Below are 14,761 nucleotides of genomic sequence, written 5' to 3' on the forward strand. Positions count from 1 at the left end.
AGGCCGGCTCCTACAGGCAAGGTGCTGATACCGGCCACATCCCCCTCGCATTCTGCGGCATACTCGGCGCATCGTTCGTCCGGACTCCACCATGCGCCCATTGCTCCCCCTCACCCTGATCCTGTTGCTCACTGCCTGTGGCGAAGGCGAACCCCTGTCGCCACCGGACGCACGCCTGCCCGATGGCGGTCGCTACCGTGGCCAGGTGGTCAATGGCCTGCTGCAGGGCGAAGGGCGCATCGACTACCCCAACGGCAGCTGGTACGCCGGCACCTTCAAGGATGGCCAGTGGCACGGCCAGGGCGAATGGCACGGCAGCAACGGCGAGGTGTACCGCGGCCAGTTCAGCGAAGGCCTGTTCCAGGGCCTGGGCGACCTCAGCACCCCTGGCAGCCACTATGCCGGCACCTTCAAACATGGCCGACGCGATGGCGAGGGCGCGCTCAAGCAGCACGACCAGACCTACCGTGGCCAATTCAAGGATGACCAGTACGATGGCGCCGGCCAGCTCGAACTGGCCGACGGCAGCCGCTACCAGGGCCTGTTCGCCAAGGGCAAGCCCAATGGCGCGGGTGTTCGCAGCGACGCCAGCGGCAACCAGTTCAGCGGCCACTTCATCGACGGCCAGCTACAAGGCGCCGGCACCTACGACAGCGCCGACGGCGAGCAATACATCGGTGAGTTCAAGGACAACCGCCTGGAAGGTCGCGGCCGCTACGAGAACGCCGATGGCGACGTGTGGATCGGCGACTTCAAGGACGGCGTGCTGGTCGGTGAAGGCGAGCTGCTGGGCAGCGATGGCAGCCGCTACAAGGGCGGCTTCCGCGACTGGCGCTTCAACGGCATGGGCACCCTGCAACTGGCTGATGGCAGCCAGTATGCCGGCGGCTTTGCCGACGACGCCTACCAGGGGCACGGCCAGCTGACCCGCGCCGACGGCAAGGCCGAGGGCGGCACCTGGGTCAATGGTGTGCGTGTGCGCGACGAGAAGGGCAAGCTGCTCCCCGACCCCCTCGACCTTGCCCTGCTCAACCAGGGCAAGCTGCTGGACGACGCACTGGCCAAGTTGCCTCGTTCGGCCGCACCGCTGCAGCTTTACAGCCTGGTGGTGGCCGGGGATGGCCAGCAGAGCGTGTTCCTGCGCGAAGCCGACTACGTCAGCAACATGCTCAAGGTGCGCTTCGGCGCCCAGGGCCAGGTCACCCTGGTCAACCACCGCGACCACCTGGCCGACCGCCCCATGGCCACCCGCGAGAACCTCACCCGCGCCGCCCGCACCCTGGCCGAACGCAGCGGCCCGGAAGACCTGGTGTTCATCTACCTGACCAGCCACGGCAGCCACGACCACCAGTTGGTGCTGGACCAGCCGCGCCTGCAACTGGCCGACCTGAGCGCCGGTGAACTGGCAAGCGCCCTGGCGCCGCTCAAGGAGCGTGACAAGGTGATTGTCATCTCGGCCTGCTATTCCGGGGGCTACATCGCCCCGCTCAAGGACGACCGGACCCTGATCATGACCGCCGCGCGCCCCGACCGGGTGTCTTTCGGCTGTTCGGAAGAAGCCGACTTCACCTACTTCGGCGATGCCCTGTTCGCCCAGGCGCTGAACCAGACCGACGACCTGAAACAGGCGTTTGAACTGGCGCGCAAGACCGTTGCCGAAAGAGAACGACGGGACGGTTTCGACGCCTCCGAGCCGCAACTGTGGGCGCCGCCAGCGGTAATCGCGCACTGGCAGCGCCTGCGCCGGCAGCAGGCCGAGCAAGCCTTGGGCACTGACGCCCGCCCCGCGGCGGGTGACCGCGCAAAAACACCGGGCACCCACTAAGCTTTGAAGTAACAAGGGAGAGACATCATGTACTTGACGCCTCAGCATGTCCTGCTTGCCGGTGCCACGGGTCTGACGGGTGAACACCTGCTCGACCGCCTGCTCAACGAACCCACCATCAGCCGTGTGCTGGCGCCAACCCGCCGGCCACTGGCCGAGCACCCGCACCTGGAAAACCCGGTGGGTGACCCGGCTGTGTTTCTCCCGCAACTGGCTGGCCGCGTCGATATCGCCTTCTGCTGCCTGGGCACCACGCTCAAGCAGGCCGGTTCCGAATCCGCCTTCCGCGCCGTCGACCTGGACATGGTCGTGGCCTTCAGCAAACGTGCCCGGGAGATGGGCGCGCGCCACCTGCTGGTGATCAGCGCCCTGGGCGCAGACCCGAAATCCACGATCTTCTACAACCGGGTCAAGGGTGAAATGGAGGAGGCGCTCAAGCAACAGGATTGGCCGCAGCTGACCATCGTGCGACCGTCGCTGCTGCTGGGTGAACGCACCCAACCGCGGCTGGGCGAACGCCTGGCCGCGCCGCTGATGCGCCTGGTACCAGGCAAGTACCGGGGCATCGAGGTTTGTGCCTTGGCCCGGGCGTTGTGGCGCCTGGCGCTGGAGGAGGAGGACGGCATACGCGTCGTCGAGTCCGACGAGTTGCGCAAGCTGGGCAAGCGCTGATCATCTGACCTGACGCGACCTCTGTAGGAGAGGCTTCAGCCGCGATGTGGACAACGCGGTGCCCGGCATTCGCTTCGCGAATGATCGCGGCTGAAGCCGCTCCTACAGGCTTCACTCGCTGACCTGGAACTCCACCCGCGCCGTTTCACCACTTTCATCCAGCGCACTCAACTCGGTCCGCCCAACCTGCTCGAAACGCACCAGCAAGCTGTCCTGGCCACGGGTCTCGCCCAGCGGCTGACCATTGAGGAACCACCAGCGCTGCCCGCCGCCTCCCAACGCCGAGACACGCAACTGCAACGCCTCGCTGCTGGTGGCAGGCCTTCGCAGGTTGTCGCCCGGGCGCACGCCGACGATCGACAGGGGCGGCGCGCTGGCTCCCACTAGCGGCGGGCAGGTCGGATCCACGGCCGGCAACCGGACCAACCGTCGTTCGGCCCGGGGCAACCAAGGCTCCAGGGGGGCCGGCCACAACGCGATGTCACGGGCCGTGGCGCCAGGACAACCGCTGCCCACCCGCAACCCCTGCTCATTCACCCAGACGGACTCATGCAACCCAAGCCCCAACGGCTGGTCGGCCGCCTGCAAGGTCGGCGGAGTGGTGCCGTCGAGGGTCCAGGCAAAGCGCTGGCGGCGGCAGTTGGGGTCCTGGCGGTTCATCGGCTGGCCCAACGGCCAGCAGATCGCCGCGACTCCCACCGACTCCGGCACCGGCTCCACCGGCACGTTGATGCCACGCTGGGCATCGCGATTGCTGAGCAGGTCGTGCACCTGGAGCATCAACGGCGCCGCCGAGGCCAGGCCGAACTGCCCTGGAACCGGGGTACCATCGGGGCGGCCGATCCACACGCCGATCAGGTAGCGCGGACCGACGCCGACCGACCAGGCATCGCGAAAACCATAGCTGGTGCCTGTCTTCCAGGCCAACTGTGGCCGCTGCACCAGTTCGGCGTGAGGGTCGCGGTCCGGACGGGCCAGGCCGCTGAGAATACGCCGGGTGATCCAGGCCGAGCCCGGCGACAACAGCCGCCGCTCCAGCAACGGGTCCTGGGGTTGCAGGCGGATCTGCGCGCTGCGCCCCTCACGGGCGAACGCGGCATAGCCACCGACCAGATCCTCCAACCGGCTGCCCGCGCCCCCCAGGATCAGCGACAAGTTCGGCTCAGCCAACGGCGGCAGAATCAACGGCACGCCGCCCATGCGCATCTGCGCGGCGAAACGCTTCGGGCCATAGGCCTCGAGCAACTGCACCGCCGGCAGGTTGAGCGACAGCGCCAACGCGGAGCTGGCCGACACCGGGCCACTGAAGCCCATGGAGAAATTGCCCGGGCGATAGTCACCATAACGCCGCGGTACATCCTGCAGCAGCGACTCGGAATGGATCAGGCCCTCGTCCATGGCCATGGCATAGAGGAAGGGTTTGAGCGTCGAGCCGGGCGAACGCAGGGCGTGGATCATGTCGACATGGCCGAAGCGACGCTCATCGGCCAGGTCGATCGACCCCAGATAGGCGCGCACCGCCATGCTTTGCGTCTCCACCACCAGCAGCGCGGCCGAGGTGCGTTCAGGCAGTCGGGCGCGCCAGCCCAGCAACAGGTCTTCCAGACGCCGCTGCAGGGCGGCGTCGATCGTCGTACGGATCAGTGGCGGGCTGTCGGGGCTGTTCAGGCGTCGAGCCAGCAGCGGTGCCAGCGCCGGCTCCTGGCGAGGGGCGAGCAGCAACGGTTCCTCGCGTGCTTCGTCGATGCGCTGGGCCGGCCACACCTGGTACTCGGCCAGGCGTTGCAGGACCTTGTCACGGGCGCGCTGGGCGCGCTCGGGGTGACGGTCGGGGCGCAAGCGGCTGGGGGCCTGGGGCAATACGGCGAGCAACGCCGCCTCGGCGGGCGTCAAGTGCTTCGGCGACTTGCCCAGGTAGGCCCAGCTGGCCGCCGCCACCCCTTGCAGGGTGCCGCCGAAGGGCGCGCGGTTCAGGTAGAGCTGCAGGATCTCCTGTTTCGACAGGTGCCACTCCAGCTGTGCCGTGCGCCACAACTGGCGCAGCTTGCCCGCCAGGGTGCGGTCGTGCGGGTCGAGCAGACGCGCCACCTGCATCGACAGGGTGCTGCCCCCCGACACCACGCGCCCGCCACGCACGTTGAGCCAGGCCGCCCGGGCCAGGGCCATGGGGTTGACCCCGGGGTGCTGATAGAACCAGCGATCCTCATAGGCCAGCAATGCCTCGAGGTACAGCGGCGACACCTCGTCCGGGCTGACCGGGTAACGCCATACGCCATCGGCGTCGGCGAAGCGCCACAACGGCGTGCCGTCCTCGGCCAGCACCACCCGCGCCAGATCGTCGCCGGGCATCGGCAATGGCCAGATTCGATCGGCCAGCCATAGCAAGGCAAAGGTCGACAGGATCGTCACGCAGACTCGGCGTAGCCCCCTGGCAAGGCGCGGGCGCGCTAAGCTTGGCATCGGGAACCGACCGGGCCGGAGGATGGCCAAAGGCGGGGAACCGCCGATTCGTTCATCAGGAAGCGACTATGCATGTAGAAGGTTTTTTCGAGTGGCTGGGCCAGGTACTGGGTTCGGTGATCCGTTTCATCGTCGACGGCCTGGGCGGGTTGTTCAACCTGCTGGCCAACGCCGGCGGCAATTTCATCGACGGCCTGGCGCGCACGCTGGGGATGGACACCTCGCTGGTCAGCATCCTGGCACTCATCGTTGGCCTGATGTTGCTGTACTCGGCGATCCGCGCGTTCCTGCGGGCGTCGATCGTCCTCGGGATCATCTGGACGATGCTGGGGTTGTGGGTGTTGAGCTGGGTGGTGCATTGAGCACTTGTCACAGCACTGGCGTGGGAGCGGCCTTGCGTCGCGAAAGGGCTGCATAGCAGCCCCAGCGACCTTTGCCGAACCGTCTGGATCCTGGGGCCGCTCTGCGGCCCTTTCGCGACGCAAGGCCGCTCCTACAGGAGGCGCGTTGGTTCAGCGGGCGCGCACCACCATCTCTCCCTGGCTCTCGCCAATCGCCTGCAAGTTCGGCCGGTACATCGACTCCACCTGCGGTGGCGGAATGCGGTAGCTGCCCGGCGTCACCGCACGGGCCAGGTACAGCAGGTGGGTGGTGCCGTAGCTGTCCAGCTTGAGCGCCGCCACATAGCGATCGTCACGGTACTCCTGGTGCACCACGCTGGCGTTCTGCATCGACTCGCGCCACTGCTTCACCGCACTGCTGGCGTTATCCAGGCTGGCAGCGCTCTGGGCGAGGTTCTGGTTTTCCAGCTCCAGGCCCGCCGGCAGCAGGTCCACCACCAACGCGTCAAGCACCTGGCTTTGCGCTTTGAGCGCCAGGTGCACCAGCACCAGGTCGCCACTGCGCAGGCTGCGCACATCCAGCTGCTGGCCATTCATGCCCAGGTACTCGCGACGGATCTCCAGGCCGTTGCCACTGGCAGCCGGGGCCTGGCGCGGGTAGCCGGACAAGGTCAGTTGCTGGTACAGCGTGTCGCCACCCTCGTTCTGCACGGTCAGCGGCGAGGCCAGCAATGGGCCTTCGAGCTTCATCCCCGAGTCGTTGTTACTGAACTCGCGGATTTCACCGGCGCTGTTCAGGCGCGCCTTCCAGTTGCCCTCGGGCTTGCCCAACAGGCCGCGGCCGGCGAGGAACAGCGCGTTGCGCTCCTGGGTGGACAGCCAGCGGTTGGCGGCCAGTTCGTCGGACAGCGCGAACAGGCGCTGGTCAACTTGATTGCCCGCCAGGTTGTTCTCCTGCAGCAGCGCCAGGATCAGCGCCTGGTCACGCACGGCACTGCCGTAGTCGGCCATCCAGCCCTTGCCGCGGCCAACCGCCAGGCCGGCCTTGAGCACGTCCTGCGAACGCTGCTTGTCGCCCATCTTGTCCAGCGCCACCGCCAGTTGCACCAGCGGCAGCCCGGAACGGGCATCGGCGCGGCGATCGTACAGGCTGCGCAGGGCACCCAGCGGCGCCTGTTGACTGCGCGCCAGCACCAGGCCGGCGTAGGCCTGCACGGCGAAGCGGATGTGGTCGGCGTCCTGGCTGTAATCGACTTCGATCAGGTTGCGCTCCTGCACATAACGCAGCAGGCGTTCGGTGGCCTTCTTCAGCACTTCGGCCGGCACACCGTAGCCTTGCTCGCGGGCCCGCAGCAGGAAGTCGGTGACATAGGCGGTCAACCAGTACTCTTCCTCGCTGTCGGAACTCCACAGGCCGAAGCTGCCGTTGTAGCGCTGCATCCCCAGCAGGTGCTCGATGCCCATCTCGATCTTGCGCTTGCGCACATCGGCCGGCTCGCCCTTGATGCCCAGGCGCTTGAGGCTGTCGGCGTCGGCGTACAGCGACGGGTACAGGCCACTGGTGGTCTGCTCCAGGCAACCGTAGGGGTAGGCCTCGAGGGCGCGGATCTGCTCGGCCAGGTTCAGCGGTGGGCGGCTCGACAGCGCCAGGGTGGCTTCCAGGCCGGCCGCTTCGAACTCGGCCAGATCGCTCTCAGGCAGATTCCAGGGTTGGTCCTTCAACGCCACACGGTAATGCTTGAGCATCGCCGGGTAGGCCGGGCGAACACCCAGGGTCCACTCGCGCTCGAAGGCATTGGCCGGTTCGCCCGGTAGCTGCAGGCCATTGACCTGCACGCGCACCTTGCCCTGGCCCAGGCCACCCTGGGCCTGCACCGGTATCATCAATGTGATGCGCTGGCCTTCGCCGAGTGCGACGTTCTGCTGGGCGCCACCGACCAGGCTCAGTTGGCCTTCGGCGACCAGTTGCACGGTCAGTTGCTGGGCACGGCCGGAGAGGTTGGCCAGGTCCAGCGCCAGGCTGGTGCGGTCGCCACCGGCGAGGAAGCGTGGTGCCGACAGCTCGGCGATCAGCGGCGCGGCAACCACGGTCTTGCCTTCGGCCACACCGAAGTGCTCTTCGGTCCAGGCCTGGGCCATCAAGCGCAGTTCGCCGTTGAAGTCGGGGATGTCGACCGTGGCCTGTCCCTCACCCTTGTCATCGAGTGTCACCGGCACACTCTGCTGGGCGACGATGGTCACCGTGGTGTTCGGGCGCTTGCCGCCCTTGGCCATGGCGGCGTCACCGCCGAAGGCGAGGCTGGCCAGGCGGCCCTGGCCGGCTTCGATCAGCTGGCCGTAGATGTCCAGCTGGTCGGCGCCGTAGGCCTTGCGCCCGAATAGGCTGGCGAACGGATCGGGGGTCTTGAAGTCGGTGATGTTGAGGATGCCTACGTCCACCGCGGACAGCAGTACGTGGATCTGCTTCGGCACACTGCCGTCGGCATTGGCGGCCTTGAACTTGACCGTCAGCGGTTGCTTGGGTCGCATCTTCTCCGGCGCCTGCAAGCTGACCGCGAGCTTGCGCTCGGCGCGGTCCAACGGCAGGTGCAGCACACCCACGGCGCGTTTGGGGGTGGCGTTGGCCTTGCGCTCGCCCGGGCGGATCACCAGGGCGCTGATGTACAGGTCGTGGCGGGCCCATTTCTTGTCCAGCTCGACGTCGAAGGTCTTGCCCTCGGCCGGTACGTCGATTTCCTGCCACCACAGCGGGCCATCGGCGGACTCGATCATCAGGTAGCCACTGCCGGCGGCCGGCGGGGTGACGGTGACCTTGGCCGTGGCACCGTCCTTATAGGCCGGTTTGTCCAGGGCGATTTTCACCTGGTCGGGGCGCACGGCACCGCCTTCGGCGTTGTCCTGGGCACGGTAGCCGGCCCAGAAGCGCTCGCTGGAGACCAGGCCGGTCTGCGGGTCTTCCACTTCGACACGGTACGGGCCCCACTCCACCTGGAAGTTCAGCTTGGCGGTGGAACCGGCCTTCACACTGACGGTTTCCTCGGCCTGGGTGAGGAATTTCTCGTTGTAGTTGTAGCTCCAGCCGTCGCTCTGCGAGTAGTTCCAGTAGTAGTCGCGGCGTTCGCGAATCAGGCGCACCTTCAGGTTGTTGGCGGCGAGTTTCTTGCCGTCGCGGTCGGCGACCAGGAACTCGAACTCCACCGGGCCATCGCCGTCGGTCTCTTCGCCATCGAACAGGCCACGCAGGCCCGGCAGGCGCTCGGCGGGCCAGATCGGTTGCTCCAGGCGGCGGGTGATCGGCCGGCCACCGGACTCCTGCAGGCTGGCCTGTACGGTCAGCAACAGCGGCGAGCGGGCTTCGGCCCAGCGGCTGTCGATGTCGATTCGCGACTTGCCGTTCTGGTCGAGGGTGACTTCGTCCAGCTCCAGGTCCTGGCTCAGGTCGGTCTCGGTGATCGCGCCGAACTGGTAGCCCGGCAGCGCCTTCACCGCTTCACGCAGCGGGCGCACGTAGGCCTGGCCGCTCAGGCGATTGCCGGCGGCGGGCGCGCCATAGAGGTAGCGGCCATTGACCTGAATCGACGCGGTCTCGTCCGGCGACAGCGGCGTGCTGCTGCCCTTGAGCTCCAGCGCCAGGCGCTCGGGGAGGAAGTCCTCGACGAGGAATTCATAGACCTGCTTGCGGCCACCGCCCAGGTCCAGCAGCAGTTGCCAGCGGCCGGTCGGTGCCTCGGTGGCGAGTTGCAGCTGGTACTGGAACAGGCCGTTCTGGTCGGCCTCCCAGACGAACTTGCGGCTGACCTGTTCGTCGGGGCGGCGCACTTCGACGCTCACCGGCTGGGCTTTGACCGGCTTGCCGTCCTGGTCACGCAGCAGGCCGTTGAGCAGTACGGTCTCGCCCGGACGATAGAGGTCACGCGGGCCGAAGATGAAGAATTGCAGCGGGTTGGCCTGGGGGCCGGTGATATCGAACTCGGCCAGGTCCAGCGCGGCAGTATTCAGCCGCAACAAGGTGGTGTGCACGCCCTGGGTGGCGATCAGGGTGTCGGCCTTCGTGGTGATGGGTAGCTGGGCATGGCCATCGCCATCGGTCTTGGCCTGGGCCAGCAGCTTGCCCTTGTCGTCGTGCAGTTCGAGGGTGACGTCCTTGAGCGCCTTGCCGCCTTCCAGGGCCTGGGTGAACACGTCCAGGCGATCACGGTAGCGGTGGGCGGACACGCCGATATCACTCAAGGTGAACAGGGTGGCCGGTTGCGAGTAGTCGTAGGTGCCCGAGGCGCGCATCACTGCCAGGTACACGCCCGGCTCCTGCAGTGGTTTGATCCCGGCGATCGGCAACAGCACGGTTTCGCGGGTGTTGCGCGCGGGGTTGAGGTCGAAGCGGCCACTGTAGACCAGCTCGGCCATGTCCAGGGTTTCCTTGGACTGGTAGTAGTACAGGCTGGAGTTGCGGCCCCAGTTGACCAGGAAGGTCGAGAGCATGTCCGGCTTGATGCGGAAGAACTCGACATCGACCTTGTCGACGTTCAGGGCGATCACCGGCAGGCCTTCGGCCAGGCGCGTGGGCAGCAGCGAGCCACGGCTGGCGAAGCCCACGGTGGGCTGCATGTCGCGGGTTTCGAAGCGGCTGACCGACTCGGCCTGCAGCGCGTTGCCGTTGACCGAAAGCAGGCCCTTGTCGATGGTCAAGACCATCTTGCGCTGCGGCTCCAGGTGGCGCAGGCGCAGCTCCATCTGGTTGTCGGAGAGTTCCCAGGCACCGTCGACCTTGCCTTTGACGGTGTCCACCAGGTGCAGCTTGGCGGCAAAGTCCTGGTTGGCGTCCAGCGGCGCGGAAAGGCTGACCGACAGGGTGCTGGCGCCGTCGAGCTGCACTTCCGAGACGTCCAGCACGGTCAGCTCGCGGCCGGCGTAGCGCTTGGCGAGCGCGGCCGGGTCTTCGCGCGTGGCCGTCTTCGTCTCGACGGGCGCGACGGCGGTGGCCGCTTCGGTAGGCGCCGATGGCTTGTCCGGCGTGGAGGAATCACAGGCACTGAGCAGGGCCAGCGCGCAGGCCAGCAACAATCCTTTGTTGAGCATTTGAGAGAGAACTCTTCGGCAGCGTGTACGTGAGGGCAGCAACTATAGCGTAACGGCGGCTGGCTTACCTGCTGAAGAGTGGCAAGTGCGACGCGGTTCGCGCGCAAGGGTTGTCCGGCCGCTACAATGCGGCCACATCGTTTGCACGGTCCTTGTAGGAGCCGGCCTTGCCGGCGAATGGCCGCGAAGCGGCCCCACTGTTACCAGGACCCCAAATGCCCTCACTGTCCACCGCCTGGCGCGACCAGCCCACCCACCGCAAGGTCTGGGGCCTGGCCGTGCCGATGATCCTCTCCAACATCTCATTGTCCCTGGTGGCCCTGGTCGACACCGCGGTGATCGGCCACTTGCCACACGCCCACCAGCTGGGCGCGGTGGCGGTCGGCGCCACCCTGTTCGCCTTCATCGTCGGGCCGATGGGCTTCCTGCGCATGGGCTCCACCGGTTTCGCCGCCCAGGCCGCCGGTCGCGCCGATGGTGCCGCGCTGCGCCAGGTGCTGGTACAGGGGCTGCTGCTCGCGCTCGGCTTCGCCCTGTTGATCGGTCTACTGGCCCTGCCCTTCAGTCAGCTGGCTCTCAAGGGCATGCAACCCAGCGAAGCCCTGCTCGCCTCCACCGAAACCTTCTTCCACACCCGCCTGCTCGGCCTGCCGGCAGCACTGGCCTGCTATGCCCTGGTAGGTTGGTTCCTGGGCACACAGAACGCCCGGGCGCCCTTGGCGATCATGCTGACTACCACCGTGCTCAACATCGCCCTGAACCTGTGGTTCGTGCTCGGCCTGGATTGGGGCGTGATCGGCTCGGCACGAGCCTCGGTGATAGCCGAGTGGAGCGCCGCCCTGCTCGGCCTGGCCCTCACCCGCCCGGCGCTGCGCGCTCATCCCGGACGCATCGTCTGGGCCGCCTTGAAACGCTGGCAAGCCTGGCGTCCCTTGCTGGCAGTGAATCGCGACATCTTCTTGCGCAGCCTTGCGTTGCAGCTGGTGTTCCTGTTGCTGACCGTGCAGGGCGCGCGGCTGGGCGAGGCCACCGTGGCCGCCAATGCGCTGTTGCTCAATGGCCTGCTGCTGACCGCCTATGCCCTCGATGGCTTGGCCCACGCGGTCGAAGCCTTGTGCGGCCACGCCATCGGCGCCCGTGACCGTGCGGCCTTGCAGCACACGCTGGTGGTCGCAGGTGGCTGGTCGTTGATTGCCAGCCTGGGCTTCGCGGTGCTGTTCATGCTGGGCGGGCACTTGTTCGTCGATTTGCAGACCGATATCGCCAGCGTGCGCGAGGCCGCGTATCCGTACCTGCCCTACCTGGCGGTGCTGCCGTTGATCGCGGTGTGGAGCTATCTGCTCGATGGGCTGTTCATTGGTGCGACGCGGGCGCGGGAAATGCGCAATGGGATGTTGCTGTCGGTGTTGATTGCGCTGCCCGTGGCGTTTGTCCTGCGCGGGTTCGGCAACCATGGGTTGTGGTTGGCGTTTCTGCTGTTCATGGCGTTGCGGGGGGGGACGCTCGGGTGGGTGGGGTGGCGGTTGCAACGGCGGGACCGTTGGATTCGATGACGCCAGGGGCCGCTGTGCGGCCCTTTCGCGACACAAGGCCGCTCCCACAGGTACAGCGATTTCCATAAGGCATGTGAAGTGCCTGTGGGAGCGGCCTTGTGTCGCGAAATGAGGGCAAAGCCCTCACCAGCTTGGTCACAGCCACACGCAATCCCAATGTGAATATTCACCAACTCGCTTGGCCAACCCCGCACGAATGGGATTGGCAACGATGTACCGGGCGACCGCTTTGACGTCCTCCTCCCGGTGTAATGCCCGGTCATGAAATCCGGCCTGCCAGATGTGCCGCCGTTCAACACCCTCGCGATATAGCGCATTGCTGCTTCGAGATTTGAACGCGCACATCAGCGTGCTCAACCGGGCATGGCCAAGCTCGACAAGCCAATGGACATGGTCAGGCATCAAAACCCAAGCCAAAGTACGACATGCATGCTTCTGATCACAAAGGCGCATCTGCTTGACCACGACTCTGGCCAGGTTGAAGTCAGCAAACAGCGGTTTGCGGTCGCGGGTAGTGGTTGTCAGCAAATAGAGGCGCCCGGGCTCGGAAAACCGGCCTCGACGTAATAAGTGGGAGCATGGGCTGTCCATGACGCCCTCCTTTGAACATTGCATTCAAAGTTAGCCGTGGTGGCAGGGTCGTCAGCGACTGGACTATTTCTCGATGTGAATTCGGTGAGGGCTTCGCCCTCATTTCGCGACACAAGGCCGCTCCCACAACGGACGGCGCCATCCTGTGGGAGCGGCCTTGTGTCGCGAAAGGCCCGCAACGCGGGCCCCTGCTTATGAAGACAGGTACGAAGACCGGGTCAACCCAAGACGCAACGCATCCAGGAACTGCGTCCGCTCCCGCGCGCTGATCCGTGCGCTGGCCACCTTGTCGCGGTAGTGGGTCATCAACTCCTCCGGCGACAGGTGCACGTAGCGCAGCATGTCCTCGATGGTGTCGTGGGTCTCGATACCGGCGTGGTACACGCTGCCGTCGGCGTTCTGGTAGATGTTCACCGAGTCGGTGTCACCGAACAGGTTGTGCATGTCGCCCAGGATCTCCTGGTACGCGCCCACCAGGAACACACCCAGCAGGTAGTCCTCGCCCACCTTGACCGCATGCACCGGCATGCTGGTCTCGATGCTCTGCTCGTCGACGTACTGGTTGATCTTGCCGTCGGAGTCACAGGTCAGGTCCTGCAGCACGGCGCGGCGCAGCGGCTCTTCGTCCAGGCGGTGCAGCGGGATGATCGGCAGTACCTGGCCGATGGCCCAGGTGTCCGGCAGGCTCTGGAACACCGAGAAGTTGCAGATGTACTTGTCGGCCAGCTTGTCGTTCAGCTCGTCCAGCACCTGGCGGTGCGAGCGCTGGCGGGCCTTGAGCGAGTTGTGCAGGCGACGGCACACGGCGAAGTAGCACTGTTCGGCCAGGGCTTTTTCGGCCAGGGTCAGCTTGCCATCGGCATACTGCGCGGCCACGTCACCCATGTAGTGGGTGGCGCGCCAGTACGTCTCGGTGACCATCTCGATGTCGGTCGGGCCCAGCAGGTCGGCCAGCCACTGCACGGTCTCGGGCAGGCTTTCCTTGTTCTCGATCACCGGCATTTCGTCGTTGTGGCTCTCGACGTCGGTCACCTGGATCACCAGCATGGCGTGGTGCGCGGTCAGCGAGCGGCCGCTCTCGGAGAAGATGTGCGGGTGCGGAAGGCCCTGCGCGTCGCAGAACTCCTTGAGCATTCCGACCACCACGCCGGCGTAGTCGTCCATGTCGTAGTTAATCGAGCTGGCGTTGCGCGAGTGGGTGCCGTCGTAGTCGACGCCCAGGCCACCACCGACGTCGATGTGATCGACCGGCAGGCCCAGGGCACGCAGCTCGCCGTAGTAACGGATGGCTTCCTTGAAACCGTGCTGGTAGTCCGCCAGGTTGGCGATCTGCGAGCCCATGTGGAAGTGCAGCAGGCGGATGCCCTGGTCGAGGCCGGCGTCACGGAAGCGCTGCACCACCGAGATCAGCTGGGCGGCGGACAGGCCGAACTTGGACTTCTCGCCCCCGGTGTCGGCCCACTTGCTCGAAGCCAGCGACGACAGGCGCACGCGCAGGCCGACCTGCGGCTTGACCTTCAGCTCCGCGGCTTCCTCGATCACCAGGGCGACCTCGGATTCCTTTTCGATCACGATGAACACGTTGTGGCCGAGCTTCTGGCCCATCAGCGCCAGGCGGATGAACTCGCGGTCCTTGTAACCGTTGCAGACGATGGTGCCGCCTTTCGGAGCCAGCGCCAGCACCGCCAGCAGCTCGGGCTTGGAACCGGCCTCCAGGCCGATGGAGACGTTCTGGGTGGCGATGATGTTCTCGACCACCGCTTCCTGTTGGTTGACCTTGATCGGGTACAGCGCGGTGTACTGGCTCTGGTATTCGAGGCGCGCGATGTTGGCGTCGAAGGCACCGGTTAGTTGGCGCACGCGGTCCTGCAGGATGTCCGGGAAACGGACCAGCAGCGGCAGCGACAAACCGCTCTGGCGCAGCTCCTGGACCTGCTCGAACAGGTCGATCGGTGCGCTGTCCGGGCCGTTGGGGCGCACTTCGACGCGCCCGGCTTCATTGATGGCGAAATAACCAGCGCCCCAATGGCGGATGCCATAAACACTGCGGCTGTCGGCCACGGTCCACTGGCTACCATCGTCTTTGCGTGTGCGTCGTACGGACATTCAAGTCCCCTATAGATAAGTCCAAGACACTGCCCCGTCAGGTGGCGGGCGCAGTGTAGAAGCTGAAAATGACGAATCGTCCGTGCCCCCGGATAGACCCTGGCCACGGCATCGAGTTTAGAAAGCGCTGGGCGAAA

8 protein-coding genes are annotated in these 14,761 nt (G+C 66.2%); 4 read left to right on the forward strand and 4 right to left on the reverse strand.

The window, feature by feature from the left end:
- Positions 1-91 precede the first annotated feature (91 nt).
- Positions 92-1,825, forward strand: a complete 1,734-nt coding sequence (locus PSEEN_RS22385; RefSeq protein ID WP_011535855.1) for a C13 family peptidase — start codon at positions 92-94, stop codon at positions 1,823-1,825.
- Positions 1,826-1,852: 27 nt separating this feature from the next.
- Positions 1,853-2,497, forward strand: a complete 645-nt coding sequence (locus PSEEN_RS22390; RefSeq protein WP_011535856.1) for an oxidoreductase — start codon at positions 1,853-1,855, stop codon at positions 2,495-2,497.
- Between the two features lie 111 nt (positions 2,498-2,608).
- On the opposite strand, the gene pbpC is transcribed toward PSEEN_RS22390, so the two are convergent.
- The gene (gene pbpC / locus PSEEN_RS22395; protein WP_011535857.1) at positions 2,609-4,957 is read right to left on the reverse strand and encodes a peptidoglycan glycosyltransferase PbpC; all 2,349 of its coding nucleotides are present in this window, start codon (positions 4,955-4,957) and stop codon (positions 2,609-2,611) included.
- A gap of 68 nt (positions 4,958-5,025) precedes the next feature.
- Between pbpC and PSEEN_RS22400 the strand changes: the two genes are divergently transcribed.
- On the forward strand, positions 5,026-5,319 hold the full coding sequence (locus tag PSEEN_RS22400) for a hypothetical protein (protein ID WP_011535858.1): 294 nt from the start codon (positions 5,026-5,028) through the stop codon (positions 5,317-5,319).
- 150 nt (positions 5,320-5,469) lie between these two features.
- Here PSEEN_RS22400 and PSEEN_RS22405 read toward each other — a convergent pair whose 3' ends face one another.
- On the reverse strand, positions 5,470-10,374 hold the full coding sequence (locus PSEEN_RS22405) for an alpha-2-macroglobulin family protein (protein WP_011535859.1): 4,905 nt from the start codon (positions 10,372-10,374) through the stop codon (positions 5,470-5,472).
- Between the two features lie 215 nt (positions 10,375-10,589).
- Here PSEEN_RS22405 and PSEEN_RS22410 point away from each other — a divergent pair, with 215 nt between their 5' ends.
- Positions 10,590-11,927: an MATE family efflux transporter gene (locus tag PSEEN_RS22410; protein ID WP_011535860.1), complete on the forward strand. Its 1,338-nt coding sequence runs from the start codon at positions 10,590-10,592 to the stop codon at positions 11,925-11,927.
- A 135-nt stretch (positions 11,928-12,062) separates the two neighbouring features.
- Here PSEEN_RS22410 and PSEEN_RS22415 read toward each other — a convergent pair whose 3' ends face one another.
- Together PSEEN_RS22415 and speA are read right to left on the reverse strand one after the other, a co-directional pair.
- The gene (locus PSEEN_RS22415) at positions 12,063-12,518 is read right to left on the reverse strand and encodes an REP-associated tyrosine transposase (protein WP_011535861.1); all 456 of its coding nucleotides are present in this window, start codon (positions 12,516-12,518) and stop codon (positions 12,063-12,065) included.
- Between the two features lie 192 nt (positions 12,519-12,710).
- Positions 12,711-14,624, reverse strand: coding sequence for an arginine decarboxylase (speA, locus tag PSEEN_RS22420; protein WP_011535862.1), 1,914 nt, complete (start codon positions 14,622-14,624; stop codon positions 12,711-12,713).
- Positions 14,625-14,761: the final 137 nt, after the last annotated feature.

It is taken from the genome of Pseudomonas entomophila L48 (assembly GCF_000026105.1).
In the GTDB taxonomy this organism is placed as follows: domain Bacteria; phylum Pseudomonadota; class Gammaproteobacteria; order Pseudomonadales; family Pseudomonadaceae; genus Aquipseudomonas; species Aquipseudomonas entomophila.